The organism is Desulfosoma profundi (assembly GCF_055387865.1).
In genome coordinates this window covers 2,079,750-2,101,711 of sequence record NZ_AP042420.1, presented here as the reverse complement: position 1 = coordinate 2,101,711, position 21,962 = coordinate 2,079,750, and the positions used below count along the sequence as shown (strand labels likewise).

The window sequence follows — 21,962 nt, the reverse complement described above, 5'->3', positions numbered from 1 at the left end:
ATGGCCTTGAGCGGAGGGTAAGATGGCGACAGGACCCCCCACCCGAAGCCCGAGAAGCCCACAGCAAAAGTTCGTGTGGATTCTTCTGATCGTCCTGCTGAGTCTGACCACCGGCATTCTGTTTGTTCTCGTGAAATCGGGAAAGGTGCCTCAAGGATTTCGCAGCGAACCCGCAGAAAAGACGGGGGAGACGGCCCGGGCGCTCAAGGAGACGGCCCCGGAACCTGTCCGGAAACCCATCCCGGCCGCCGAGCCTCGTCCATCGCCGGAACAAAGCGCGCCCTTACCGCCCGACACCTATCCCGATGTTTCCCCGCAGGCACCCCAGGAGGAACGCAAGGAAGCTTTCGGCCTGAAGTCCAGCGTCGACCATGTGGTCCAACGCAAAGAGCCCTTTGAAGCCCATGGGCGCCAATGGACCATTGAAGAGATCGAAAGGCGGCTGGCTTCACGGCCCTCTCAAACCCCTCAAGAAACGGAGGCGACTCGGGCCCGTTCCACCGACAAGGAATCTTTAGGAGGATTCGCTCGGAAATCTCAGGTGACCCAAGCAGGCGAAGCGTCGCCTCAGCGGGTGATTTATTACGGTGTTCGGCTGGTGCGCCCAGGGGAAAACCTTTGGGAGATCCACTACGGCGTGGTTCGAGAGTATTTCTCCCGTCGCGGTGTGGATCTCCCACTTCGGGCGGATGAACCTCGACCCGATGGACGGAGCACCGGTGTCGGCCGCCTTTTGAAGTTCCTCGAGAGTATTGTGCATGTCTATGACAGCCGCCAGAATCGCCTGGTGGAGAATCTTCATCTTCTCCATCCTAATGATCTCATCGTCTTCTTCAATATCTCCGACGTCTTTGGGGCTCTGGACCATGTCGATCCTAAGGATTTGGAGTCCCTGCGCTATCTTGGACCCACGCTCCAACTGAAAGCCCCTTCGCGGTCGCGTGTCCTCGTGGACCGTAAAAGCCTCAAGCCCCCACTGAACCCGCCGGGGTCGGAATCTCACCGGTAAGTGACCTCGGCGCACGCTGTGCCCCACAAGGAGGAAACCTATGGCGCACGACCTCAAAAAGATGTACCGCACGGTGATGGATGATCACTTTCCGGATGAACTCACGATCCGCTTCGGGGATCAAGCGCTGGTTTATCGCAAGCGGACCTGGAAATTCCCCGATGAGAAAACCGGGGAACTTATCGAAAAGGGTCTGCGCTACGGGGAAAACCCGGGACAAGAGGCCGCCCTCTATGAACTCATTTCAGGGAACCTGATTTTGGGGGATTGCCGTTTTATTGAGCCCGGCCGGGGGTTGGTAAGCGCCATCAGCGAGGAGGACATGGTTCAGGCAGGAAAACACCCCGGCAAGATCAACCTCACAGACCTGGATAACGGCCTCAACATCATCAAGTACCTCATGGACCGACCCTGTGCCGTCATTCTCAAGCATAACAACCCCTGTGGAGCCGCCCATGGACAGACACTGGCGGAAGCATATTTTCGAGCAAACCGAGCGGATCGCATCGCGGCGTTCGGGGGCTGCCTGGTGTTGAACCGCCCCTTGGACAAGGATACGGCGGAATTGGTGGCACAAAACTATTTGGAGGTCCTGGCGGCCCCCGATTTTGAACAGGGGACATTGGACATCGTCAAGAAACGGGCCAACCTGCGCATCATTCAGGTGCGGCGCATGGAGCGACTTAAAGAATACCGGGATCTGCGCTTTGTGGATTTCAAGTCCCTTATGGACGGAGGACTCATCGTCCAACAATCTCAACTCTGTGCCGTCAGAGGCCCGCAGGATCTCAAACTCGCCGAGACGGTCCATGAGGGCAAAACCTATCGGATCAATCGCCCTCCCACAGAAAAGGAAATGCAAGACCTGCTCTTCGGCTGGTTCGTGGAACAGGGCGTCACATCCAATTCCGTGCTTTATGTCAAAGACTTATGCACGGTGGCCATCGGAACGGGCGAACAGGACCGGGTCGGCGTCGCTGAACTGGCCGTATACAAGGCCTATCGCAACTACGGGGACGCCCTCTGCTTTGAAAAGTACGGCCTTTCCTACAAGGAACTCGAACGAGCCGTGGAAATGGGACAGCGCCCCCGCGAAGACCGCGAAGCCATTGATCTGGCCGTGCGTGAAGTCAAAGCCGGTCTCGTTGGCGCGACCATGGTGTCCGACGCTTTCTTCCCTTTCCGAGATGGGGTGGATGTGGGCATCCGTCAGGGCATCACTGCCGTGGTTCAGCCCGGCGGGTCCCTCAGAGACTGGGAAGTCATCGAAGCCTGCAACGAAGCCGGGGTCACCATGGTTTTTACCGGACAACGGGCATTCAAACATTAAAGGCCCTGCCAGGGCGGCACAAGGTCGTGGGCGATGTCCAGGTGATCCAATATGCGGGCGATGACAAAATCCACCAGATCTTCGATGCCTCGAGGATGGTGATAAAAGCCGGGAGCCGGAGGCAAGATCACGCCTCCGGCTTCGGTGACCGCCAGCATGTTTCGCAAATGAATGGCGCTCAGCGGGGTTTCCCGAGGCACCAGAATGAGCGGCCTCCGTTCCTTCAGGCACACGTCGGCAGCTCGGTGGATGAGGTTGTTGGCCAGCCCGTGGGCGATTGCCGCCAGAGTGCCCATGGTACAAGGCACAACCACCATGCCGCGGGTTCGAAATGAGCCGCTCGCCACAGGCGCGCTGAAGTCATCTTCGCGGTATAATGGGATGGAGCGGGGGATGTCTTCTTCAAGGTTTTTCCCCGTTTCCAAACGGTACACGAGCTTTCCTGCCGAAGAAGCCACCGCGTGGGTCGGCACGTTCTGCTCGGCCAGCAGCCGGAGCAGTCGGCGCGCATAGAGCGCGCCACTCGCCCCTGTGACGGCCACAATTATCGGAAGATTTTCCGCGGGCTCCACACTTCCTCCACCGTCCGTCCTTCATGCACCAAGCTGACGATAGCCGCCAAAAAGGGCTCCGGTGTTTCATGCTGAAAGACATTACGCCCCACGGCCACACCGGCGAAGCCCGCTTCAAGAGCCTGCTGAATTTTCAGTAAAAAGGCGCGCTCGTCGGCCTCTTTCGTGCCACCGGCCGTGACTACCGGTACCGGCACACTACGGACGATCTTTTCCATGCTTTCCACATGCTGAGGAGTCGGAATCTTGATGATGTCGGCACCCAACTCGGCCGCCACTCGAGCCGCATGTGCCACAGATTCGTCCGTGACCGGCTTAGGCGCATGAGCCCCCCGCACATAGATCATGACGAGCAGGGGCATGCCCCATCGAGCACAGGCTTCGCCCACACGGCCCAGGTCCGAAAGCATCTGAGGCTCGGCCTCATCCCCGAGATTCACGTGCACTGACACCCCGTCCGCACCCCGCCTCAAGGCCTCCTCCACAGACCCGACCAGCACTTTCCGATGGAAGGCGGGACCCAGTTGCGTGCTGGCCGACAGATGCATGAAGATGCCGGGCAGGCGTCCGGAAACCTGTTCCACATAGGTCATCATCCCTTTGTGCACCACAAAACCATCGGCGCCCGCATTGAGCCCGTATTGGAGCACGGTCCCCAAGCGTTCAATGCCTTGCACCGGACCACAACTCACGCCATGATCCAACGGAAACAGGACCACACGTCTATCGGCTTTTGAAAAAAACCGACGTAATCTCAAAGCTTTACCGCCCATCTCCCGTCCATTCTCCCCGGATGTCCCCTTTGTATTCCGTCGTTTTCCGGATCGGGTTCGGCCAAGATATCCAGTGGGGGGACCGCCAGGATATCCCCGACCCCGACCATATGGCGGTAAAAGAGGCTGAGGCCCTCCATCGCCTCTTCATGGAGGTCGAAAATGAACGTGCCGAAGTAACGCTGCAAACCCGCAGGATCAAGAATCCCCAACCGACCGCCTTCCCGGCATAACACATCGAGATGCTGAAGCCCCCAAGCCTTGGACGCCCACAGGCACCGAACCACTTCCCGAACCACCTCGGGTGTGCGCGCCACCACGTCACGGCGCACCACCCAAAGGGCAAACACAAAAGGGAGCCCTGTCCATTGTTTCCAGACTTGCGCCAAGTCCCACCGGTAGGGGTAACGGGGATGGCGTCCCCATACCAGAGCTTCATCGCCGATGGCCAAGAAAGCCGTGGGAGAGGATCCGTTCGCCAAGGCCTCGCCGAGTGCCCCGCGGTGATAGCGGACATTTTTCAGTCCCCAGAGTTTCTCCACGAGCACTTTCAGAAGCACCACAGAAGTGTCCGAATGGCTGGTCAGAAGGATGTCTTCTCCGTCCAGCGCCTCCAACGGTTTTTGGCTCAATAGCAGCACGCTGTGCACGGGACCGTCGCAAGCGACGGCCAAGCGTGGGACAATCTGAAAAAGCTCGGGATGTCGGGCATACATCACCGACGAGACGGCACTGATATCCAAGTCTCCCCGACACACCATGGAATTCAGCTCAGACGGGCACCGGGCCGTAAGGCGGCACGGATTGAAAACATACCCATGTTCCATGGCATAGTAGATCGGCCACACGTTGAGATAGTCAATTTTTCCAAGCCTCAGGGTAGAATTTTCTCCCCGATCCATGCCACGTCTCCCTGCGCTGCCTGACGGATGACGGTTTCCGCCAGTTCGTTTTCCGAAAAAGGACGGCCCGTAACGGGAACCGCCAGAAAAGGTGCGGCCGCCCCAGGTCCCAAAAACCCATAGGCGCGCTCCACACCGAGGGCTCGAGCGCCGCCGTAGGTGGCCATGCGGAGCACCCAGCGGGGTTCCACGGCCGCATAGAAATCCAAAACGGCGGCCGCCTCCCGAAAAAGGTTCAAATCTTCATTGCTGGCCCGGCTGTCCGTTCCCAAAGCACACGGAATGCTTCGTTTCAGCGCCTCTTCGATCCGGGGCAACGACCCCTCGATCCACCTGTTGCTCCGGGGACAAAAACACACACAGGCGCCACAACGCGCCGTGGTATCCCAGTCCTCAGCACCGGCGTGGACCATGTGCACCAACACCGTTCTCGGGTCCAAGACGTTCAAGGCTTTCAGAGTTTGGACGGGGGTCGTCCCTGAGGGGCGCCACGTCTCATCCCACCGGCCCAAGGATTCCAAAAGATCCCGGCAAAATCCCGTCCCCTCCCGAACAAATTGCATCTCTTCCCGGTGTTCCGCCGTGTGGATGGAAAAGGGCAGACCTCGCCGCCGGGTCCAATCCTTGGCTTGGCGGATGACACTCCGCGAGGTTCCGTAGAGGGAATGGGCGGCAAGAGAGAAGGGGCCGAGGCTCGAGTCTTCCTCGACGGCAAACATCTCGCCCATGTCCTTGCAGGAAAACCCAATGAGCTCCACGAAACGATGCTCATAGGGGTGATCGGGAGCGGGCCCGAGGTCCTCCAACGGCAGGTTGACCACGTTGCCCAGCCATACCGTCCCGGTCCGCTTCGCCTGGGTGCGACCCTCCTCATGGGCTTGCCGAGAAACCGAGGATGCCTGACCCGCCTTGACCACAAAAACCGACAGCACCCATTGTGGAAATCCGGGCGGCGTCAAAGGCTTTTCCCAGGCAAGGGAGCTGAATTCCAAGTGGGTGTGGGCATTCACGGCCGCGGGCATGAGGGCCTTTCCCTCATGGTCCCACACCCGCACCGCAGGCCCGCGATGTCGCCTGAAAATCTCCTGGGCCTTTCCGACCTCCAGGATTCTTTCTCCACGCACGGCCACGGCCCCATCGGCAATCGGCGGGCCGACAACGGAAATGACCCACGGTGCTCGATGGATCGTCAGGAATTCAACCCCGCCCGTATCAGGTTCCCTCGATCCATTCATAGACCATGTTCCTCTGCATGGGAATAAAGCCGGCGTCGGTGATGAGGCGACGAATCTCCTCCAGGGACAGACGGAAATGCACCCCGGCCGCCGCCACGACATTCTCTTCGATCATTGTGGATCCGAAATCGTTGGCCCCGAAAAAAAGCGCGGTTTGAGCCACCTTGGGACCCATGGTGACCCAGGACGCCTGGATGTTATCAAAATTGTCCAAGACCAGTCGGGATACAGCCAAAAGACGGAGGTACTCCACCGCGGTTCCCGGCCGTCGCCGTATGGCCGTGTTCTTGGGCTGAAATGTCCACGGAATGAACGCCGTAAATCCTCCCGTCCGGTCCTGGAGCTCCCTCAGGGCAAAAAGATGCGCCAGCCGATCCTCCAGGGATTCCTCATGGCCGAACATCATGGTGGCCGTGGTGCGCAGTCCCTGCCGGTGCGCCTCCTCCATCACCCCTAACCATTCGGCAGTGGAACATTTGTTGGGAGAAACCCGGCGTCGAACGGCATCCACAAGGATTTCCGCCCCTCCGCCCGGAATGGAATCCAACCCGGCGGATCTCAATCGGGAGATCACCGTGGCCACATCCAATCCCTCCCGCCGGGCGAAGAAGACGATTTCCGGCGGGGAAAAAGCATGAATATGAACAGGGTAGTGCTCCTTGATGAAACGCAACATGTCCTCGTAAAAGCTCAAAGGCAAATCGGGGTGATGTCCTCCCTGAAGGAGAATCTGAGTGCCGCCAAGGGCCAGAGTTTCCTCGATTTTCTTTCCCAGAACGGCTCGTTCGATGACGTAGCCTTCCGGGTGTCCGGGCGGACGGAAAAAAGCGCAAAACCGGCAGCCGCAAACGCAGATGTTGGAATAGTTGATGTTGCGGTCCACCACGTAGGTGACAACGTTGTGCGCGTTTTTCTGTCGTCGGATTCGGTAGGCCGCATGGCCCAGCCGATGCAATTCGGCTTCTCGGTAAATCTTTTGGGCGTCGTCCCAGTCAAGGCGTCGCCCGTAATCCACCAGGTCATCGAGCCTCTCCCCGATCACCGCATCGTCTTTTCCGGCTTGACACCATTTCTCCATGGCAAACCTGCCGCCCCAGTCCTTCACCCCGCCCGGGCGGTCACCGACGGAGTCTCGAAAAAGCAGTTGCGTTCCACAGGATCGAACCCGGCCTGTCGAATCAAATCTTCGAGACTGTCCCTCGTGAGACAATCCTCAGATTCGGCCCCGGCCATGTGCCCGATCTTTTCCTCCACCACGGTGCCGTCCAGGTCATCCGCTCCAAAATGAAGCGCCACCTGGGCCTGCTTCACCCCCAACATGACCCAGTAGGCTTTGATGTGGGGGATGTTGTCCAACATCAACCGCGAAACCGCGATGGTTTTCAACTCATCCACTCCGGTGGGTCCGCACGCATCGTCCACGTCCGAATGCTTTGCCTGGAACGGCAAAGGGATAAAACACACGAAACCTCCCGTATCGTCTTGGAGGCGGCGCAGCGCGTCCAGATGTTCCAACCGTTCTTCAAGGCTTTCTTTATGCCCGAAAAGCAAGGTGGCGTTGGTCTTGATCCCCAGTTCGTGAGCTTCCCGCATCACCCTCAGCCATCCTTCGCCGCTCAGCTTCTGCGGGCAGAGAAGCGCCCGGACCCGAGGGCTGAAAACCTCCGCCCCTCCACCGGGCAGCATGTCCAAACCCGCCGCTTGAAGCCTCATGAGCACCTCACGGGTCGAAAGGCCTTCCAAATGAGCAAAATGGGCTATCTCCACCGCCGTGAAGGCCTTGAGGCGAACGGACGGTCGGATCCGGCGGATGGACCTGAGCATTTCCTCAAACATCTCCAGGCGAAGCTCAGGATGACACCCCCCAACGATGTGGATTTCCGTGATGGGATCGCCCAGCCTCTCCCGAACCTTTCCCAGCACATCCGATAGGCTGAGTTCAAAAGCCCCCGGTTCGCCCTTTCGGCGCCGAAAGGCGCAAAAGAGACACCGGTTCACGCAGATGTTCGAGTAGTTGATGTGCTGGTTGACCACGTAGTAGGTCGTGCGACCGTGAAGCCGGCACCGCACGGCATGGGCCAGGGCCCCTACGGCCCCCAAATCCGGACATCGGAAGAGCCGGAGCCCATCCTCCAAATCCAGACGCTCTCCGGCTTCAACCTTGTGGAAAACGTCCTCAAGACCCAAAGACCTGTACACCGAAATCGGGAGCATCTTCTGTCCTTTCCTTCCGCGGCGGGAAAGCCCCCCGTGTGCCGTCCCCGGTTAGGCCGTGTTTCAATATCTTGATGAACTCCTCGATCAATCGCTCCGTGACCTCCGGAGATCCTTCATAGAGGCCGGTCCCCCCATCCAGGAAAGACACGCAATGAGCTTGGAGAAACCGGTCCATAAGGGCGTCGAGGAAAAAAACCACGAAGTCCGGGTCCATGTCTGAACGAACCTCCCCGCGCGCCATCCCGTTCAAGACAATGGGGCGAAGGTATTCCGCGGAAAAAAACCGAACTCTCTGCAAGAGTTCATGGCGCAGCGGGAAGTCCTCCTGGAAGAGCATCTTGAGGTAGATGCGGTAGATCCGGGGGTGGCGTCGAATGAAATCCACACCCGCCATCAGGCTCTGATGAATTTTTTCGTAAAAATCCTTCTCGGTGGTGTCTTGTTTGACCTGGGAGAGGCGCTTGCGCACCAGAGACACGGCATGGTCGAAAATATAAAGGAAGAGGCCTTCCTTGTTCCCGAAGTATTGAAAGAGAGAACCCTTGGAAATCCCCAAAGACTGAGCCAACCGGTTGAGGCTCGCCTGGCGGAATCCGTAGCGGGAAAACTCCTCCACAGCCCCTTCGAGGATTTTCTCTCGCTTCGGTTCTTTAAGCCTCAGGAAGCGATCCACGCCCATGATCTTTTTCCCTCACCCCACCTGCCGCGCAAAAAATGACCAGGTGGTCATTTCTATCGGACCCGCCCCATCCCTGTCAACCATCCCTTGATTCAGCCCGGCCTTCCCCGTTATACAGCGGAGGAAAACGCAACTTCGGAGGCACCCCATGCGACGTCCGATCATTCACGGACCTCTGCCCGGACCCAAAGCCCAGGCCCTGACCCTCAAGGACCACACATACGTTTCTCCTTCATACACGCGCATCTACCCTTTGGTGGCGAACAAGGGTGAAGGGCTGTGGGTGGAGGACGTGGATGGAAATCAGTTTTTGGATTTTACCGCAGGAATCGCCGTATGCGCCACCGGTCACTGCCATCCGCGCGTGGTGCATGCTGTCCAGGAGCAGGCGAGGCAGCTCCTTCACATGTCGGGGACGGATTTCTATTACACGCCGCAGATTCGTCTGGCGGAAAAACTCTCGTCCCTCATCCCCGGAGACGAGGTCTACAAGGTGTATTTCGGCAATTCTGGAGCTGAAGCCGTCGAGGCGGCCTTCAAGCTGGCGCGATGGCACACCCGAAGGGAGTTGAACATCGCCTTCTTCGGAGCGTTTCACGGCCGCACCATGGGAGCCCTTTCTTTAACGGCCAGCAAGACCATTCAGAAACGGCACTACCATCCGTTTGTGCCGGGCATTACCCATATTCCTTATGCCTATTGCTACCGGTGTCCCTATAATCTTTCCTACCCTTCTTGCGACCTGGAATGCGTGCGCTGGGTCGAAGAGACCCTTTTCCGCACCACCATGCCGCCGGACGAGGTGGCGGCCATCTTTGTGGAACCCATTCAGGGGGAAGGGGGCTATATTGTCCCCCCGCCGGAATTTCACAAGCGTCTGTATGCCATCGCGCGCAAATACGGGATTTTGTACGTGGCCGATGAAGTGCAAACGGGCATCGGCCGCACGGGCAAAATGTTTGCCATGGAGCATTTCGGCGTCGTGCCGGACATCATCGCCTTGGCCAAGGGCATCGCCTCGGGTCTGCCCTTGGGAGCCATGTTGGCTCCGGCGAGGATCATGACGTGGGAAGCCGGGTCTCATGCCTCCACCTTCGGCGGGAATCCCCTATCTTGCCAGGCGGCATTGGCGACCTTGGATCTGGTGGAGTCCGAGCTTATGGCCAATGCAGCCGCCATGGGGCGCCGGCTTCTCGAGGGATTGCGGCGTTTGCAGGAAGACTGGGAATGTCTGGGGGATGTGCGGGGTTTAGGGCTCATGGTGGGCGTGGAGCTGGTCAAGGATCGTGAGACCAAAGAGCGGGCGACGGACTGGCGCAACCGGCTCATTCAGGAATCGTTTCAGAAGGGGCTGCTTCTTTTGGGTTGCGGGGAAAACACTGTTCGGTTCTGTCCGGCCCTGACGGTTTCGGCGGAGGAAGTGGACTGCGCTTTAGAGTTGTTCGGCGAAGCTCTTCGGGCCGTATTTCGGTGAGTCCCCTTTTGAGTCCACGGTGACGGTCATTTCGCAACTTCTTTCACATCCCGTAGCGGCTGGAATCCCGAAAAGGCTTGACCCTATGAAAAGGCCGTTTCTATAATCGGCGCGCTCTTCGTGTTCCCGGCGCAGGCCTTTTTCATGCCCAGGTGAAGGAGACGCTGGAGGGCGGCCGAAGGCTCTTTTCGCTTTGGTTCTCAAAGGCTTGACACCTATATGCGGTCCGACTATAGTGAGATACTTCACAAGATCAGCGCCGACAAGCACCGGCGGTCCTGGGCACACCCGGCGCGGTGTCGGCCGAACCAGCCTCGGGCACAAATGGTGGATCCATGGACTTCTCTCAGTATCTTCTGCGCAACCAAAAGATGATCCTTAAGGACTGGTTTCAATCCGTGGTGGAAACGTATCCGGAACAGACCGCCACGTTTTTGAGAAAAGAAAAAGACCCGTTCGCCAACCCCGTCGGAAGTTCCATTCTTGAAGGCATCCAAGGAATCTTCACGCAGATCCTCGATGGATTGACTTCGGACGAGGTCCTGCCCTTCTTGGACCGGATCGTGCGAGTTCGGGCCGTACAAGAATTTACCGCGGCTCAAGCCATCGCCTTCGTGTTCGCCCTGAAAGATGTCGTGCGGTCCCGCATGGAAAAGGACGGGGTGGTGTCTCAGTATGCCGCCGATCTCGTAGGCTTCGACCGGACGGTGGATCGGGCCGCTCTTATGGCTTTCAATATCTACATGCAATGCCGTGAACAGCTCTACCAGCTGCGTGTCGATGAAATCAAAAACCGCACCGGAAGGCTTTTGGAGCGGGCGAACGCCATATGGGAGAGCCGCCGTGCAAAGAACGGCTCCCAGGAGGAATCCTAACTTTTATTAACCAAAACGAGGTGGGGTGGTTATGAATGCATCACAAGCCATGGTTTTTTCCCTTGTCGCCGTCGGGATCCTCGTGTGCCTCCCACTGATCGGCGTGACGGTCGGGATGAAAACCCTCTTTGCGGTGATCATCCCCTATGCGGCCGTCGCTCTGTTTTTTGTCGGGATTGTGGCACGCGTGGTGCGATGGGCTCGGTCGCCGGTACCGTTCCGGATCCCGACCACCTGCGGACAGCAGAAGAGCTTCCCCTGGATCAAAGCGGACAACCTGGACAATCCCTCGGATACCAAAGGGGTCGTCTTGCGCATGATCCTTGAAGTTCTCCTGTTCCGGTCCTTGTTCCGAAACACACGCCTCGAATTTTACGACGGTCCGAAGATCCGCTACGCCTCGGCCAAGTGGCTGTGGCTGGGAGCCATTGTGTTTCACTATTCTTTCCTGGTGGTGCTCCTGAGGCACTTGCGTTTCTTTTCGGAGCCCGTGACCCCTCTGGTAACCCTTTTGGAAAGCGTGGATGGTTTCCTGGAAGTCGGCCTCCCGCGATTGTACATCTCTGGACTGGCCTTGTTGGCCGGTGTGGCCTACTTGTTCCTGCGGCGGGTGTCCATCCCGCAGCTCAAATACATCTCGCTGCCGTCGGATTATTTCCCATTGTTCCTCATCTTCGCCATCGGGGCCACCGGGGTGTTGATGCGCTACATCTACAAAGTCGACATCGTGGGGGTCAAGGAACTCACCATGGGGCTCGCCACATTCCACCCGGTCGTTCCTGAAGGTATCGGCGTCATCTTCTATATCCATCTTTTCCTGGTCAGCGTGCTTTTTGCCTATTTCCCTTTCAGCAAGCTTGTGCACATGGCGGGGGTGTTCCTGAGCCCCACGCGGAACCTTCCCAACAACAGCCGTATGGTGCGTCATATCAATCCGTGGAATTACCCTGTTAAGGTCCATACGTATGAAGAATATGAAGACGAATTCAGGGAAAAGATGATCGAGGCTGGTCTCCCAGTGGAAAAGAAGGAGTAGTCATGGCGAACGTCCCGAAACCCAGCGAACTAGGCAAGGTGGACCATCGGCCGCCGCAAAAGCCGTGGACCGAAACGGTCCCGGAGTTTCGGACCGGCACCTTTTGCTACAGTGCTAAGCCCAAGAACCTGGAAGTAGTGGGGTTTCCCAATCCTCGGGAATGGAACCCGCTGGATGAGGATTGGAAGCTCCCCGACGATTGGAAAGACATTACCCTCAGGGGCATGAAGGACCGGCTGGATAAGTTCCGTTCCTTCAAGCTTTTCATGGACATCTGCGTCCGCTGTGGCGCCTGCGCCGACAAATGCCACTACTTCATCGGTTCCGGGGACCCCAAGAACATGCCCGTTCTGCGGGCCGAACTCATCCGTTCCATCTATCGCAACTATTTCACTGGCAGCGGGAAGATTCTCAAAAAGTACGCTGGCGCCAGGGCTTTGACGGAACAAATCATCAAGGAATGGTTCTATTACTACTATCAATGCACCGAATGCCGGCGGTGCTCCGTCTTTTGCCCCTACGGGATCGACACGGCCGAAATCACCATGATGGGCCGGGAACTGCTCAATGAGCTGGGGTGCAACATCGACTGGATCATGGGCCCCGTGGCCAACTGTTACATGAACGGCAATCACCTTGGCATTCAGCCCCATGCCTTCAAAGACATGATCATGTTCTTTGTGGACGAGATCGAGGCGGTGACGGGTGTGCGGGTCGAACCGACCTTCAACCGCAAGGGCGCCGAGGTGTTGTTCATTACGCCGTCGGGGGACGTTTTCGCCGATCCCGGGACTTACACCCTCATGGGCTACATGATGCTGTTCCATGAAATCGGGTTGGACTACACCTGGAGCACCTACGCCTCGGAAGGCGGCAACTTCGGGCTTTTCACCTCCCATGAGATGATGAAGCGGCTCAACGCCAAGATGTACGCCGAGGCCAAACGCCTCAAAGTGAAATGGATTCTTGGCGGGGAATGCGGCCACATGTGGCGTGTCATCAATCAGTACATGGACACCATGAACGGCCCGGCCGACTTTTTGGAGGTCCCCAAGTCGCCCATCACGGGCACCGTGTTCGAAAACGCCAAAAGCACCAAAATGGTCCACATTGCTGAATTCACGGCGGATCTCATCCGCCACGGCAAATTGAACCTGGATCCCAGCCGAAATGACAATAAGATTGTGACCTTCCACGACTCCTGCAACCCCGCTCGAGCCATGGGATTCTTTGAAGAACCGCGTTACGTGCTCAAGGCCGTGTGCAACCATTTCTATGACATGCCCGAAAACACCATCCGGGAGAAAACCTTCTGCTGCGGTTCCGGATCCGGCCTCAACACCGATGAGTTCATGGAAATGCGCATGCGGGGCGGGCTACCTCGGGCGAACGCCGTTCGCTACGTCCACGAAAAGTATGGCGTGAACATGCTGGCATGCATCTGCGCCATCGACCGCGCCGTGCTGCCGCCCTTGATGAAGTATTGGGTCCCCGGCGTGGACGTCACAGGGCTCCATGAGCTCGTCGGCAATGCTTTGGTGATGAAGGGCGAAAAGAAACGGACCACAGACCTCCGTTATGAACCCCTGCCGGGGATGGAAGAAGAGGAGGAGGCAGAAGATGTATGACGCGAACAAGATCATCCCGGGTATTCTGATCTTCGTCGTGGTTTTCACCTTTCCCCTATGGTCCAATCTGGGAAAGGCGGCCCCGGCACCCAAACCCGAGCTGCCCAAGACGGAAAAGGTCTGTGTCATGGACGCGGCCTATATGAAAACGGAACACATGGTTTTGCTCAACCAATGGCGGGACCTCGTGGTCCGTGATGCCAACAGATTGTGGGTCGGGCCGGACGGCAAGGAACACTTCATGAGCCTGCAGAACTCCTGCATGAAATGCCATTCCAGCAAGGTCAAATTCTGCGACCAATGCCACAACTATGCTGGGGTCAAGCCTTACTGCTGGCAGTGTCACATCGAGCCTAAGGAGAACATGTGATGGAAAAGGATCGCCGTGAATTCCTGAAGATAGGCGGAATATCCGTCTTGGGGCTGAGTGCTCTGCCTGTCTTCGAGGCGCTCGCCCAAGAAAAAGGCCCCCGATACAAACCCGACCCCAAGGCCCTCAAAGGCGCTCAGTGGGCCATGATCGTGGATATGAAGAAATGCTGGGAGCAGCAGGAAAAGCGTCAATGCAAAGACTGCATTCTCGCGTGCCACAAAACGCATAACGTGCCGGATATCCCCGACTCCAAAAGGGAAATCAAATGGATTTGGCTGGAAGAATACAAGCACGCCTTCCCGGACCAAGCCCATGAGTATGCTCCCGACAAAGTCAAGGAAAGCCCTTTCATGCTCCTGTGCAATCATTGCAGCAATCCACCCTGCGTGCGCGTGTGCCCCACCAAAGCCACATTCAAGCGCGCCCAGGACGGCATCGTCATGATGGACTTCCACCGCTGCATCGGGTGCCGCTACTGCATGGCGGGTTGTCCCTACGGCGCCCGAAGCTTCAACTGGGGAGATCCGCGGCCTTATATCAAACCCGAAGACATCAACATGACCTATCCGACCCGCCGCAAAGGCGTGGTGGAAAAATGCACCTTCTGCTACGAACGCATCGACGAAGGGCTCCAGCCGGCGTGTGTGGAAGCGTGCAAGGTCAAGGCCTTGATCTTCGGCGACGTGTCCGACCCCAAGTCCGAGGTGCGGCGGATCCTGTCCGGCCATTACAGCCTGCGCCGAAAAATTGAGCTCGGCACGGGGCCCAATGTTTACTACCTGATCTGATGAGGGGACGACATGCTTGAAAAGGCATTCAAAGGCGGCAAAAATTACTGGAGCCTTCTGCTGGGCTTGCTGGTCCTTTCGGGCGTCGGCTTTGCCTGCTTCATGCTCCAGCTCAACCAAGGCTTGAAAATCACCGGAATGAGCCGGGATGTCTCCTGGGGGTTTTATATCGCCCAGTTCACTTTCCTGGTCGGTGTCGCCGCCTCCGCGGTCATGGTGGTGCTGCCCTACTACCTGCATCATGTGAAGGAATTCGGCCGCATCACCATCCTCGGAGAATTTTTGGCCGTCAGTGCGGTCACCATGTGCCTCCTGTTCATCATCGTGGACCTCGGCCAACCCATGCGCCTTCTGAACGTCCTGCTCCACCCGACTCCGAACTCCATTTTGTTTTGGGACATGGTCGTCCTCAACGGCTATCTTTTCCTCAACGCCGTGATCGGCTGGACGGTCCTCAGCGCCGAACGCAAGGAAATGCCTCCCCCCAAGTGGGTCAAACCGCTCATCTACATCTCTATTCCTTGGGCTGTGAGTATTCACACGGTGACGGCCTTCTTGTACGCGGGTCTTCCGGGGCGCCATTTCTGGTTGACGGCCATCATGGCCGCCCGCTTTTTGGCGTCGGCCTTCGCCTCCGGTCCGTCGCTCCTCATTCTCCTGTGTTTCCTTATCCGCAAGCGGACCAACTTCGACCCCGGGCCGTCGGCCATTGAAAAGCTCTCCAAGATCGTCACTTATGCCATGATCACCAGCGTTTTCTTCCTCCTCCTGGAAATCTTCACCGCCTTCTACAGCAAGATCCCAGGGCACATGCACGGTTTCATCTACCAGTTCGCCGGCTACGAAGGCCATGCGGAACTGGTGCCGTTCATGTGGCTGTCGGTGATCCTTTCCGTCACTGCTTTGATTCTCCTCGTCCCGCCCCAGTTCCGGTCCAATGAAAAGCTCCTGAAGATCGCCTGCCTCGCGGTCTTCTTCGGACTCTATCTGGAAAAAGGCGTCGGGCTCGTGGTCACCGGCTTCATTCCCAACGTCTTCGACAAGGTCACCCCGTACGTGCCGACCGCTCCGGAGCTGGCGATCACTGTGGGCGTGTGGGCCACCGGTTTTCTCATCATGGCCGTGCTCTACAAAGTGGCCATCGGCGTGAAGGAGGAGATTCGCGCCTAGGCGATATTCCAAACACCTGGCGACTCCCCTTTCCCATCGGGCTTGGACCCAAGGGCGCGGCATACCGCGCCCTTCCTTTTTTTAGGAGCTCACCCCCTATGGCCCGCCTTTGGAAACTCGTCGATCTCGGTCTTCTCGACTATGAGCGTGCCCTGCACATTCAACATCTCTGCGTGGAAAACCGCCGACTCGGTCTTCTCCGCCACGATGTCTTTTTCCTCGTGGAACATTTTCCGGTGTTCACTTTGGGACGCCGAGGCGGTGAGGAACACCTGTGTGTGCCCCCAGGGACTTTGGAAGCTCAGGGAATCCGCCTTCTTGCCGTGGAGCGGGGAGGCTCCGTCACCTACCATGGCCCCGGACAGCTCGTAGCTTATCCCATTGTTCACCTGCCTTCGGCGGGGTGGAAGGCCGTGGAGTGGGTCACCGCCTTGGAAGAAATCATGATCCAAACGGCCCGCCGTTTCGGCGTCGACGCTTGCCGCCACCCTCGCAATCGGGGTGTGTGGGTGGGAGAAAAAAAATTAGGAAGCATTGGGGTGGCGGTCCGCCACGGCGTGAGTTTCCACGGGTTCGCCCTGAATGTCATCAACGATTTGGAACCTTTCCGATGGATTCACCCGTGCGGTTTGGCCGATGCGGCCGTGACATCACTAGCCATGGAAACCGGAACCGTGTTATCTATGCACCAAGTCAAAGCGGTGCTGACAGCCTGCGCTGAATCCGTTCTCGAGACGCATTTTGAACGCGCAGATCTCGAGGCGCTCCACCTCCAACCAGGGGAAACGCGCCATGTGCACCCGTGAACCACACACACCCCAAAGCCCCCAAAAACCGCCCTGGCTTCGAAAGCGCCTCGCCGCGACGGAATCCTACTGGGAAGTGCGGGCCCTCCTGGAGCGGGCCCATGTCCACACCGTCTGCCAAGAAGCCCGCTGTCCCAACCATTGGGAATGCTTTTCCCAAAAAACGGCCACGTTTCTCATTCTCGGCGATCAGTGCACTCGCCGATGCCGTTTTTGCGCCGTCGGCCACGGCCGCCCTCAGCCCCCAGATCCCCTGGAACCCGCCCGCATCGCCCAGACCGTCCAGGCACTTGGGCTGCGCTATGTGGTGGTGACTTCGGTGACCCGAGATGACCTTCCAGACGGGGGCGCCTCAGTTTTCGCCCAAACCATCGAAGCCGTGCGGAGCCTTGTCCCCGGCGCCCACGTGGAGGTTCTCATCCCGGATTTTCAGGGAAGCATCCCGGCGCTCGTTAAGGTCCTCGAAGCCGGGCCCGTCGTCTTGAACCACAACATGGAAACAGTCCCTCGGCTGTACAGCACCGTACGGCCCCAGGCCGATTACCACCGATCCCTGGCCCTGCTTCGGACCGCCGCCGCCATGGCCCCCCATATTCCCGTCAAATCCGGCGTGATGCTCGGTCTCGGCGAAACCCACGAAGAGGTTCTGCGCACGCTCGAAGATCTCGTCGCTTCCGGGTGCAGCCTGCTCACCCTGGGCCAGTACCTGCAGCCGGCCGCCCATCTTCTCCCCGTGGCGCGTTACGTTCCCCCTGACGAGTTCGACGCCTGGCGGGAAAAGGCTTTGTCCCTGGGCTTCCGCCAAGTGGCTGCAGGGCCATGGGTGCGCAGTTCTTACCGTGCCCATGAACTGCATGGCAGCTTTTAACCCGTATTTCCCACCTCAAGAAAGGAGCGGCACATATGGTCATCGGCATACTCAAGGAAATCAAAGCCGATGAAAACCGCGTTTCCATGACCCCCCATGGAGTGGAAGTGGCCGTGCAGCACGGCCACACTGTGCTCGTGGAAAAGGGTGCCGGTTTGGGCAGCGGTTTTCCCGACGAAGCCTACCGCAGCGTGGGCGCGCAGATTGTGGATACGCCTCCCGAGATCTACGCGCGGGCTGACATGGTCATGCACGTCAAGGAACCGCTGCCGCCGGAGTATGAGCTCATTCGGGAAAACCAGATCATTTTTACTTATCTCCACCTGGCCGCCGACGAATCCTTGACTCGCGTCCTTATGGAACGCCGGTCCGTGAATATCGCCTATGAGACGATCCAGAGAGCCGACGGATCCCTGCCTTTACTCACGCCCATGAGCGAAGTCGCCGGAAGGATGGCCGTGCAACAGGCCTGCAAGTACCTGGAAACGGCCTATGGCGGCCAAGGGGTTTTGCTGGGCGGCGTTCCCGGAGTGGAACCCGCCACGGTGGTCATCCTCGGCGGCGGCGTGGTGGGCACCAATGCGGCGAAAATGGCGTGCGGACTGGGAGCCAAGGTCTTCGTGCTGGACAAGAACCTGGAACGGCTTCGATACCTGAGCGATGTCATGCCGCCCAACTGCTTTCTTTTGGCATCGTCCCCAGCCGCCATTCGCGATGTGATCAAAAAGGCCGACGTGGTCATCGGGGCCGTGCTTGTGCCCGGAGCCAAGGCTCCGAAGTTGGTCACCCGCGACATGCTTTCCACGATGAAAGAAGGCGCGGTCCTCATCGATGTGGCCATCGACCAGGGCGGTTGTTTTGAAACCTCCAGGCCCACGACGCACAAGGAGCCGGTCTACACGGTGGACGGCGTCGTTCACTACTGCGTGGCCAACATGCCCGGGGCCGTGCCGAAAACGTCAACGCTCGCACTGACCAACGCGACGCTCCCCTATGCTTTGGAGATCGCCGACAAGGGCTGGCGGCGAGCCATGAAAGAAAACCCGGAAATCGCCAAAGGGGCTAACGTCGTCTCGGGTGTCGTGAATCACCCCGGGGTTGCGGAAGCCTTCGGGCTGGACCACGTGCCCGTGGAAAACCTTTTATAATTTTCACACACAAGGGCATCCAAGTGCAGGGGCCGGCCTCCCCCCTGTCTTGGCCCTGAAGGGTCGCTCACCTTTTAGAGGAGACAGCCACCATCAGGAGGAAACGCATCACCTATTATGGTGATGCGGACAAAGTTCTCTGGTTCGCGGACGTCCCTGGGGAATGCCCCGAGTGCCGCTCGCCCTTCCTCAGCGACAGCCCGGGTGACATGGGTGAGCTGTGGCTGGAAGTCCGCAAGAAGCCAATGCCCAGACGGCCGGAGGTTCCTGCGGTCGTGGCAGATTGGGTACGCGCCGATGATCTGGACCAACCCGAGAAAGAGCCCGAACTGCTTCCCGAAATCACGCTGATCGTTGAGCGGCGAGTCCCGGTCCCCGAGGAACCTGAAGGCAAGGAAGGGAGCGTCGTCAAAAAGGTTCCCAAGCTCCATCGGCTGTCGGACCACCCAAAGGTCCAGGAGATTTGCCTTCAGTACCTGTCATGAGCATCGTGCAGTGCGTTCAGCCCACGGCATAGTCTGCCCCATGCGCGGGTCTTTGCCAGCTGCGCTTTTTATCGGCTTTGCGGGGAAGGCGCTGGAGCTCGAGGACAAGAGCACGCGCTGGGTCTTCGACGACTGGATCACCTTCTCCGCCGTTCATCGCGCCGGCACGGACGGAGCGACGGTGCCCGCATACTCCGGCAGTCGGCCGGCGAGGCTAAATCGTTCCAAGGCGGTGAACGCTCCGGTTGACAACGGGTTGAAGCCAAGCGTTAACAGCGAAGAGAGACTGCTATAAAGTCCAGCGCAAATGCTCTGAGCTTGCAAGCGATGTAAGTCTAGGACGACAATGATGGCTCGTCGCCCAGCATGTCGTGGACAACCGAGAACGTCGCCCTGAGCCCTCAGAGGAAAAGGCGATAACCTTAGGAGAACAATACGTAAAAGAGAACACGCACATGTATGAACAAGACTTGATCACTCGTTTGCGACTTCTTTATCCCAATGTGAGATGGCTGGAACCTGACAACAATATCATTAGGAGATTAGAAATTGGCTATAGATTGGTAATTCTTCTTTTTTCTCTTGCTCTATCGATTCCTATTCTAGTATTAGTTCTTAGAGGCGAATTATTGCGCCTCAGTGGTCTGGAATTTTTTGCATTAATCATTGCTTATTTATGGTTTTTATCTCTTCTTGCCAACTTTTGGGCAGACCATAAAGAACTAAAAAACCGCATAGGCACGGACGGCGAGTGCGTTTATTTTGCTGATTATCGAGGAAAGGTTTGGTCAGATAAACCCGAAGACATCCTTTGTGATTATTTTCGATTAGCAGGGGGCCATGTTCTTGTCTTAATTCGCGATAAATACCGTCAGTCCCTTTACAGAAATGAAGATTTAGAAATTTTTCTCTTTAAGGCGAGTCACATGAAACGTTTTACTATATTCGGATACCTTACACACTTAAAATATTTGCGACGCAATGGATATCCATTGATTGCGATTAGGTTCGCCATACTTATAGCCTCAGTATTGTTTATCGTTTTTGGAACCATCACGGTGTTTTCTGAAGTGTTTGCAATCATCTCACAATGATAGACCTCATGAACTCTGAAAGAGAGGCGAAGAAGATAGTCGTCACCAAAAGGCTGGATCTGCTTTTCTCCGCGAGTTGATTTCTTCTGCCGTTCATGGTCTTCGTGGCTCGATTAGGAGAGGGTCTCCTTCGGGACCAGTCCGGCAAACGTCGTCACCATATAAAATCGGCAACGGAGCCTTGGCCGGGTAAGCCTTTGTTCCGAAAGTTCGGGACAGTTACCGTGGGCAACCGCCGGGCTGCGGGGGGATAACGCTGTGAGCGCGGTCGGAGCTAGAGGTTCGGGCAAAGCCCTGTCACCGGCTTTACTGGCCAGCCGTGGCGGCTGCGAACATGGTGGGCTCTGTTGGATCCTGCCGGTCTCAAGTGACCCGACATTTCGATCCTATTCCAAAAAGTTTTGGTGGAGGTGCGGGAGGTTTGGCAGCGAAACCTGCGTGGCATCTGCTGAGGCTCTTGGAGGATTAAATAACCCTTGGCAACGGAACAACCTGGTCCAGGCCCGCTCGTTGGCCCAACTTCTCGAGCAGGCCATCCGCCGCTGCCCGAACCCTGCGATTGAGGCGGCTCAGGTGATCGAGGAAGACATCCAGTTCTCGAAGGACATGCAGGAGACGTGCGCCCGGCGTGAGGCCAGGACCTGCCGAAGATGAGCCGGCCTACTACGATGCGCTGGAAATCGATGTGAGCACAGTGAAGGTGTTGAGCGGCAAGACCCTCGCGAAGCATCGCCCGCAGGTTGGTCGAGACGGTGCCCAAAAACACAACTATAAACATGACCTTATACGAAAACGTTCGGATGCATTGCGCGCGCTTGGTAAGCACATCGTGCGCACGTTCGACGACCCGCTGGACAAACAGGAGAAGGCGACGCAGACGGTCGTGGAGCAGGCCAAGGCGCCTTCGGCCGCATGGACCGTGGCAGAAAGGGGCATCTAACCACAGCACCGAGCTGACGGCGTTTCGCGCCGCCTCTGATTTAGAGCCTCAGAGATTTCAATATTTTAATTAACGAATTCCCCTTGGACTCAGGCATGAGAATGTGCATGGGTCGCCGCAGAATGCGAACCTCCCCTGAAGACTCCGGGCAAAAAGCGGAGCTCTCAGGCAAAACAGAACCAGAGAAAGGAGAATTCCAAAGCATGAAGCGATCTACCTTCAGCAGGCACCAGGTGGTGCGCATCCCCAACGAAGGGGGAGGGAAGCGCACAACGCGGGAAGTCTCAGGGGAAACGTTTCTTATGCAAGGACGCCAAATGTGACAGCAAGGTGGACGCGCGCAAAGGCCGAGCCCAAAGGGAGACCGGCACTGGAGGCGGCCGCGCGCGTGGAAAAGGCCCACAGCGGCCACAAACGCCCGCAAGCACCGATACCGGCCGGCCGTGTCCGATACCGGGTTGCGGCGGGCGGCTCGCAGAGCGCAAGGGCCGGTTCGGTCGCTTTCTCGGTTGCACCAACTACCCGCGTTGCCGGGACACGGAAAAGTTGGCGTGACGAGA

General features: G+C 57.7%; 25 protein-coding genes. 18 read left to right on the top strand and 7 right to left on the bottom strand.

Going from position 1 to position 21,962, the window contains the following annotated elements:
• Positions 1 to 22: 22 nt before the first annotated feature.
• Complete coding sequence (locus tag ACZ5K9_RS09075) at positions 23 to 1,009, top strand: hypothetical protein (protein WP_464271017.1); 987 nt, start codon at positions 23 to 25, stop codon at positions 1,007 to 1,009.
• Between the two features lie 40 nt (positions 1,010 to 1,049).
• The gene (locus ACZ5K9_RS09070; RefSeq protein ID WP_464271016.1) at positions 1,050 to 2,339 is read left to right on the top strand and encodes an IMP cyclohydrolase; all 1,290 of its coding nucleotides are present in this window, start codon (positions 1,050 to 1,052) and stop codon (positions 2,337 to 2,339) included.
• Here the strand turns inward: ACZ5K9_RS09070 and ACZ5K9_RS09065 are convergent.
• Genes ACZ5K9_RS09065 through ACZ5K9_RS09035 form a run of 7 tightly spaced genes read right to left on the bottom strand, consistent with a single transcriptional unit; the run spans position 2,336 to position 8,717 of the window.
• Positions 2,336 to 2,911 (bottom strand): UbiX family flavin prenyltransferase, encoded by a 576-nt coding sequence (locus ACZ5K9_RS09065; protein ID WP_464271015.1) that lies wholly within the window; start codon positions 2,909 to 2,911, stop codon positions 2,336 to 2,338. The two genes, ACZ5K9_RS09070 and ACZ5K9_RS09065, sit on opposite strands and share 4 nt — an antisense overlap.
• Complete coding sequence (locus ACZ5K9_RS09060; RefSeq protein WP_464271014.1) at positions 2,884 to 3,684, bottom strand: 2-amino-3,7-dideoxy-D-threo-hept-6-ulosonate synthase; 801 nt, start codon at positions 3,682 to 3,684, stop codon at positions 2,884 to 2,886. Before ACZ5K9_RS09060 ends, ACZ5K9_RS09065 begins: the two co-directional genes overlap by 28 nt.
• Positions 3,666 to 4,586: a menaquinone biosynthetic enzyme MqnA/MqnD family protein gene (locus tag ACZ5K9_RS09055; protein WP_464271013.1), complete on the bottom strand. Its 921-nt coding sequence runs from the start codon at positions 4,584 to 4,586 to the stop codon at positions 3,666 to 3,668. Before ACZ5K9_RS09055 ends, ACZ5K9_RS09060 begins: the two co-directional genes overlap by 19 nt.
• Positions 4,559 to 5,821 (bottom strand): amidohydrolase family protein, encoded by a 1,263-nt coding sequence (locus ACZ5K9_RS09050; RefSeq protein ID WP_464271012.1) that lies wholly within the window; start codon positions 5,819 to 5,821, stop codon positions 4,559 to 4,561. The genes ACZ5K9_RS09055 and ACZ5K9_RS09050 overlap by 28 nt, the downstream gene beginning before the upstream one ends.
• Entirely contained in the window at positions 5,799 to 6,899 is a 1,101-nt protein-coding gene (mqnC, locus tag ACZ5K9_RS09045; RefSeq protein WP_464271011.1) for a cyclic dehypoxanthinyl futalosine synthase, read from the bottom strand. Before mqnC ends, ACZ5K9_RS09050 begins: the two co-directional genes overlap by 23 nt.
• 23 nt (positions 6,900 to 6,922) lie before the next feature.
• A complete protein-coding gene (gene mqnE, locus ACZ5K9_RS09040) occupies positions 6,923 to 8,035 on the bottom strand; it encodes an aminofutalosine synthase MqnE (RefSeq protein ID WP_464271010.1) in 1,113 nt (370 codons plus the stop codon).
• Positions 7,998 to 8,717, bottom strand: a complete 720-nt coding sequence (locus ACZ5K9_RS09035; RefSeq protein ID WP_464271009.1) for a TetR/AcrR family transcriptional regulator — start codon at positions 8,715 to 8,717, stop codon at positions 7,998 to 8,000. The genes mqnE and ACZ5K9_RS09035 overlap by 38 nt, the downstream gene beginning before the upstream one ends.
• 148 nt (positions 8,718 to 8,865) lie before the next feature.
• On the opposite strand from ACZ5K9_RS09035, the gene ACZ5K9_RS09030 reads away from it, so the two are divergent.
• The 16 genes from ACZ5K9_RS09030 to ACZ5K9_RS08955 all read left to right on the top strand — a co-directional run bounded on the left by ACZ5K9_RS09030 (position 8,866) and on the right by ACZ5K9_RS08955 (position 21,957).
• A complete protein-coding gene (locus tag ACZ5K9_RS09030; RefSeq protein WP_464271008.1) occupies positions 8,866 to 10,191 on the top strand; it encodes an acetyl ornithine aminotransferase family protein in 1,326 nt (441 codons plus the stop codon).
• Positions 10,192 to 10,526: 335 nt separating this feature from the next.
• Positions 10,527 to 11,066 carry an RsbRD N-terminal domain-containing protein gene (locus ACZ5K9_RS09025; protein WP_464271007.1) on the top strand — a complete coding sequence of 180 codons (540 nt, stop codon included), beginning with the start codon at positions 10,527 to 10,529 and terminating at the stop codon, positions 11,064 to 11,066.
• 31 nt (positions 11,067 to 11,097) lie between these two features.
• Positions 11,098 to 12,102 carry a sulfate reduction electron transfer complex DsrMKJOP subunit DsrM gene (gene dsrM / locus ACZ5K9_RS09020; protein WP_464271006.1) on the top strand — a complete coding sequence of 335 codons (1,005 nt, stop codon included), beginning with the start codon at positions 11,098 to 11,100 and terminating at the stop codon, positions 12,100 to 12,102.
• Between the two features lie 2 nt (positions 12,103 to 12,104).
• Complete coding sequence (gene dsrK, locus ACZ5K9_RS09015) at positions 12,105 to 13,730, top strand: sulfate reduction electron transfer complex DsrMKJOP subunit DsrK (protein WP_464271005.1); 1,626 nt, start codon at positions 12,105 to 12,107, stop codon at positions 13,728 to 13,730.
• The gene (dsrJ, locus tag ACZ5K9_RS09010) at positions 13,723 to 14,100 is read left to right on the top strand and encodes a sulfate reduction electron transfer complex DsrMKJOP subunit DsrJ (RefSeq protein ID WP_464271004.1); all 378 of its coding nucleotides are present in this window, start codon (positions 13,723 to 13,725) and stop codon (positions 14,098 to 14,100) included. The genes dsrK and dsrJ overlap by 8 nt, the downstream gene beginning before the upstream one ends.
• Complete coding sequence (gene dsrO, locus ACZ5K9_RS09005; RefSeq protein WP_464271003.1) at positions 14,100 to 14,891, top strand: sulfate reduction electron transfer complex DsrMKJOP subunit DsrO; 792 nt, start codon at positions 14,100 to 14,102, stop codon at positions 14,889 to 14,891. The genes dsrJ and dsrO overlap by 1 nt, the downstream gene beginning before the upstream one ends.
• 12 nt (positions 14,892 to 14,903) lie before the next feature.
• Entirely contained in the window at positions 14,904 to 16,061 is a 1,158-nt protein-coding gene (gene dsrP / locus ACZ5K9_RS09000) for a sulfate reduction electron transfer complex DsrMKJOP subunit DsrP (RefSeq protein WP_464271002.1), read from the top strand.
• Between the two features lie 98 nt (positions 16,062 to 16,159).
• Positions 16,160 to 16,867, top strand: coding sequence for a lipoyl(octanoyl) transferase LipB (lipB, locus tag ACZ5K9_RS08995; RefSeq protein WP_464271001.1), 708 nt, complete (start codon positions 16,160 to 16,162; stop codon positions 16,865 to 16,867).
• Positions 16,854 to 17,735, top strand: a complete 882-nt coding sequence (gene lipA, locus ACZ5K9_RS08990; RefSeq protein WP_464271000.1) for a lipoyl synthase — start codon at positions 16,854 to 16,856, stop codon at positions 17,733 to 17,735. Before lipB ends, lipA begins: the two co-directional genes overlap by 14 nt.
• A gap of 35 nt (positions 17,736 to 17,770) precedes the next feature.
• Positions 17,771 to 18,883, top strand: coding sequence for an alanine dehydrogenase (gene ald / locus ACZ5K9_RS08985; protein ID WP_464270999.1), 1,113 nt, complete (start codon positions 17,771 to 17,773; stop codon positions 18,881 to 18,883).
• A gap of 275 nt (positions 18,884 to 19,158) precedes the next feature.
• On the top strand, positions 19,159 to 19,368 hold the full coding sequence (locus ACZ5K9_RS08980) for a hypothetical protein (RefSeq protein WP_464270998.1): 210 nt from the start codon (positions 19,159 to 19,161) through the stop codon (positions 19,366 to 19,368).
• A 10-nt stretch (positions 19,369 to 19,378) separates the two neighbouring features.
• Positions 19,379 to 19,663 (top strand): hypothetical protein, encoded by a 285-nt coding sequence (locus ACZ5K9_RS08975; RefSeq protein ID WP_464270997.1) that lies wholly within the window; start codon positions 19,379 to 19,381, stop codon positions 19,661 to 19,663.
• Between the two features lie 160 nt (positions 19,664 to 19,823).
• Positions 19,824 to 20,462: a hypothetical protein gene (locus tag ACZ5K9_RS08970; protein ID WP_464270996.1), complete on the top strand. Its 639-nt coding sequence runs from the start codon at positions 19,824 to 19,826 to the stop codon at positions 20,460 to 20,462.
• Between the two features lie 258 nt (positions 20,463 to 20,720).
• Positions 20,721 to 21,116, top strand: coding sequence for a type I restriction enzyme endonuclease domain-containing protein (locus ACZ5K9_RS08965; protein WP_464270995.1), 396 nt, complete (start codon positions 20,721 to 20,723; stop codon positions 21,114 to 21,116).
• Entirely contained in the window at positions 21,091 to 21,402 is a 312-nt protein-coding gene (locus ACZ5K9_RS08960; RefSeq protein ID WP_464270994.1) for a hypothetical protein, read from the top strand. Before ACZ5K9_RS08965 ends, ACZ5K9_RS08960 begins: the two co-directional genes overlap by 26 nt.
• A 330-nt stretch (positions 21,403 to 21,732) precedes the next feature.
• Complete coding sequence (locus ACZ5K9_RS08955) at positions 21,733 to 21,957, top strand: topoisomerase DNA-binding C4 zinc finger domain-containing protein (RefSeq protein ID WP_464270993.1); 225 nt, start codon at positions 21,733 to 21,735, stop codon at positions 21,955 to 21,957.
• Positions 21,958 to 21,962 lie beyond the last annotated feature (5 nt).

Excerpts from the sequence above, each read along its gene's own strand:
- ACZ5K9_RS09030 (WP_464271008.1), top strand. The coding sequence starts at position 8,866 with ATGCGACGTCCGATCATTCACGGACCTCTGCCCGGACCCAAAGCCCAG.
- ald (WP_464270999.1), top strand. The coding sequence starts at position 17,771 with ATGGTCATCGGCATACTCAAGGAAATCAAAGCCGATGAAAACCGCGTT.
- ACZ5K9_RS09075 (WP_464271017.1), top strand. The coding sequence starts at position 23 with ATGGCGACAGGACCCCCCACCCGAAGCCCGAGAAGCCCACAGCAAAAG.
- ACZ5K9_RS09050 (WP_464271012.1), bottom strand. The coding sequence starts at position 5,821 with ATGAATGGATCGAGGGAACCTGATACGGGCGGGGTTGAATTCCTGACG.
- lipA (WP_464271000.1), top strand. The coding sequence starts at position 16,854 with ATGTGCACCCGTGAACCACACACACCCCAAAGCCCCCAAAAACCGCCC.
- mqnE (WP_464271010.1), bottom strand. The coding sequence starts at position 8,035 with ATGCTCCCGATTTCGGTGTACAGGTCTTTGGGTCTTGAGGACGTTTTC.
- ACZ5K9_RS09060 (WP_464271014.1), bottom strand. The coding sequence starts at position 3,684 with ATGGGCGGTAAAGCTTTGAGATTACGTCGGTTTTTTTCAAAAGCCGAT.
- ACZ5K9_RS09035 (WP_464271009.1), bottom strand. The coding sequence starts at position 8,717 with ATGGGCGTGGATCGCTTCCTGAGGCTTAAAGAACCGAAGCGAGAGAAA.
- ACZ5K9_RS09070 (WP_464271016.1), top strand. The coding sequence starts at position 1,050 with ATGGCGCACGACCTCAAAAAGATGTACCGCACGGTGATGGATGATCAC.
- lipB (WP_464271001.1), top strand. The coding sequence starts at position 16,160 with ATGGCCCGCCTTTGGAAACTCGTCGATCTCGGTCTTCTCGACTATGAG.
- ACZ5K9_RS08970 (WP_464270996.1), top strand. The coding sequence starts at position 19,824 with ATGTATGAACAAGACTTGATCACTCGTTTGCGACTTCTTTATCCCAAT.
- ACZ5K9_RS09055 (WP_464271013.1), bottom strand. The coding sequence starts at position 4,586 with ATGGATCGGGGAGAAAATTCTACCCTGAGGCTTGGAAAAATTGACTAT.
- dsrO (WP_464271003.1), top strand. The coding sequence starts at position 14,100 with ATGGAAAAGGATCGCCGTGAATTCCTGAAGATAGGCGGAATATCCGTC.
- dsrK (WP_464271005.1), top strand. The coding sequence starts at position 12,105 with ATGGCGAACGTCCCGAAACCCAGCGAACTAGGCAAGGTGGACCATCGG.
- dsrP (WP_464271002.1), top strand. The coding sequence starts at position 14,904 with ATGCTTGAAAAGGCATTCAAAGGCGGCAAAAATTACTGGAGCCTTCTG.
- dsrJ (WP_464271004.1), top strand. The coding sequence starts at position 13,723 with ATGTATGACGCGAACAAGATCATCCCGGGTATTCTGATCTTCGTCGTG.
- dsrM (WP_464271006.1), top strand. The coding sequence starts at position 11,098 with ATGAATGCATCACAAGCCATGGTTTTTTCCCTTGTCGCCGTCGGGATC.
- ACZ5K9_RS09025 (WP_464271007.1), top strand. The coding sequence starts at position 10,527 with ATGGACTTCTCTCAGTATCTTCTGCGCAACCAAAAGATGATCCTTAAG.
- mqnC (WP_464271011.1), bottom strand. The coding sequence starts at position 6,899 with ATGGAGAAATGGTGTCAAGCCGGAAAAGACGATGCGGTGATCGGGGAG.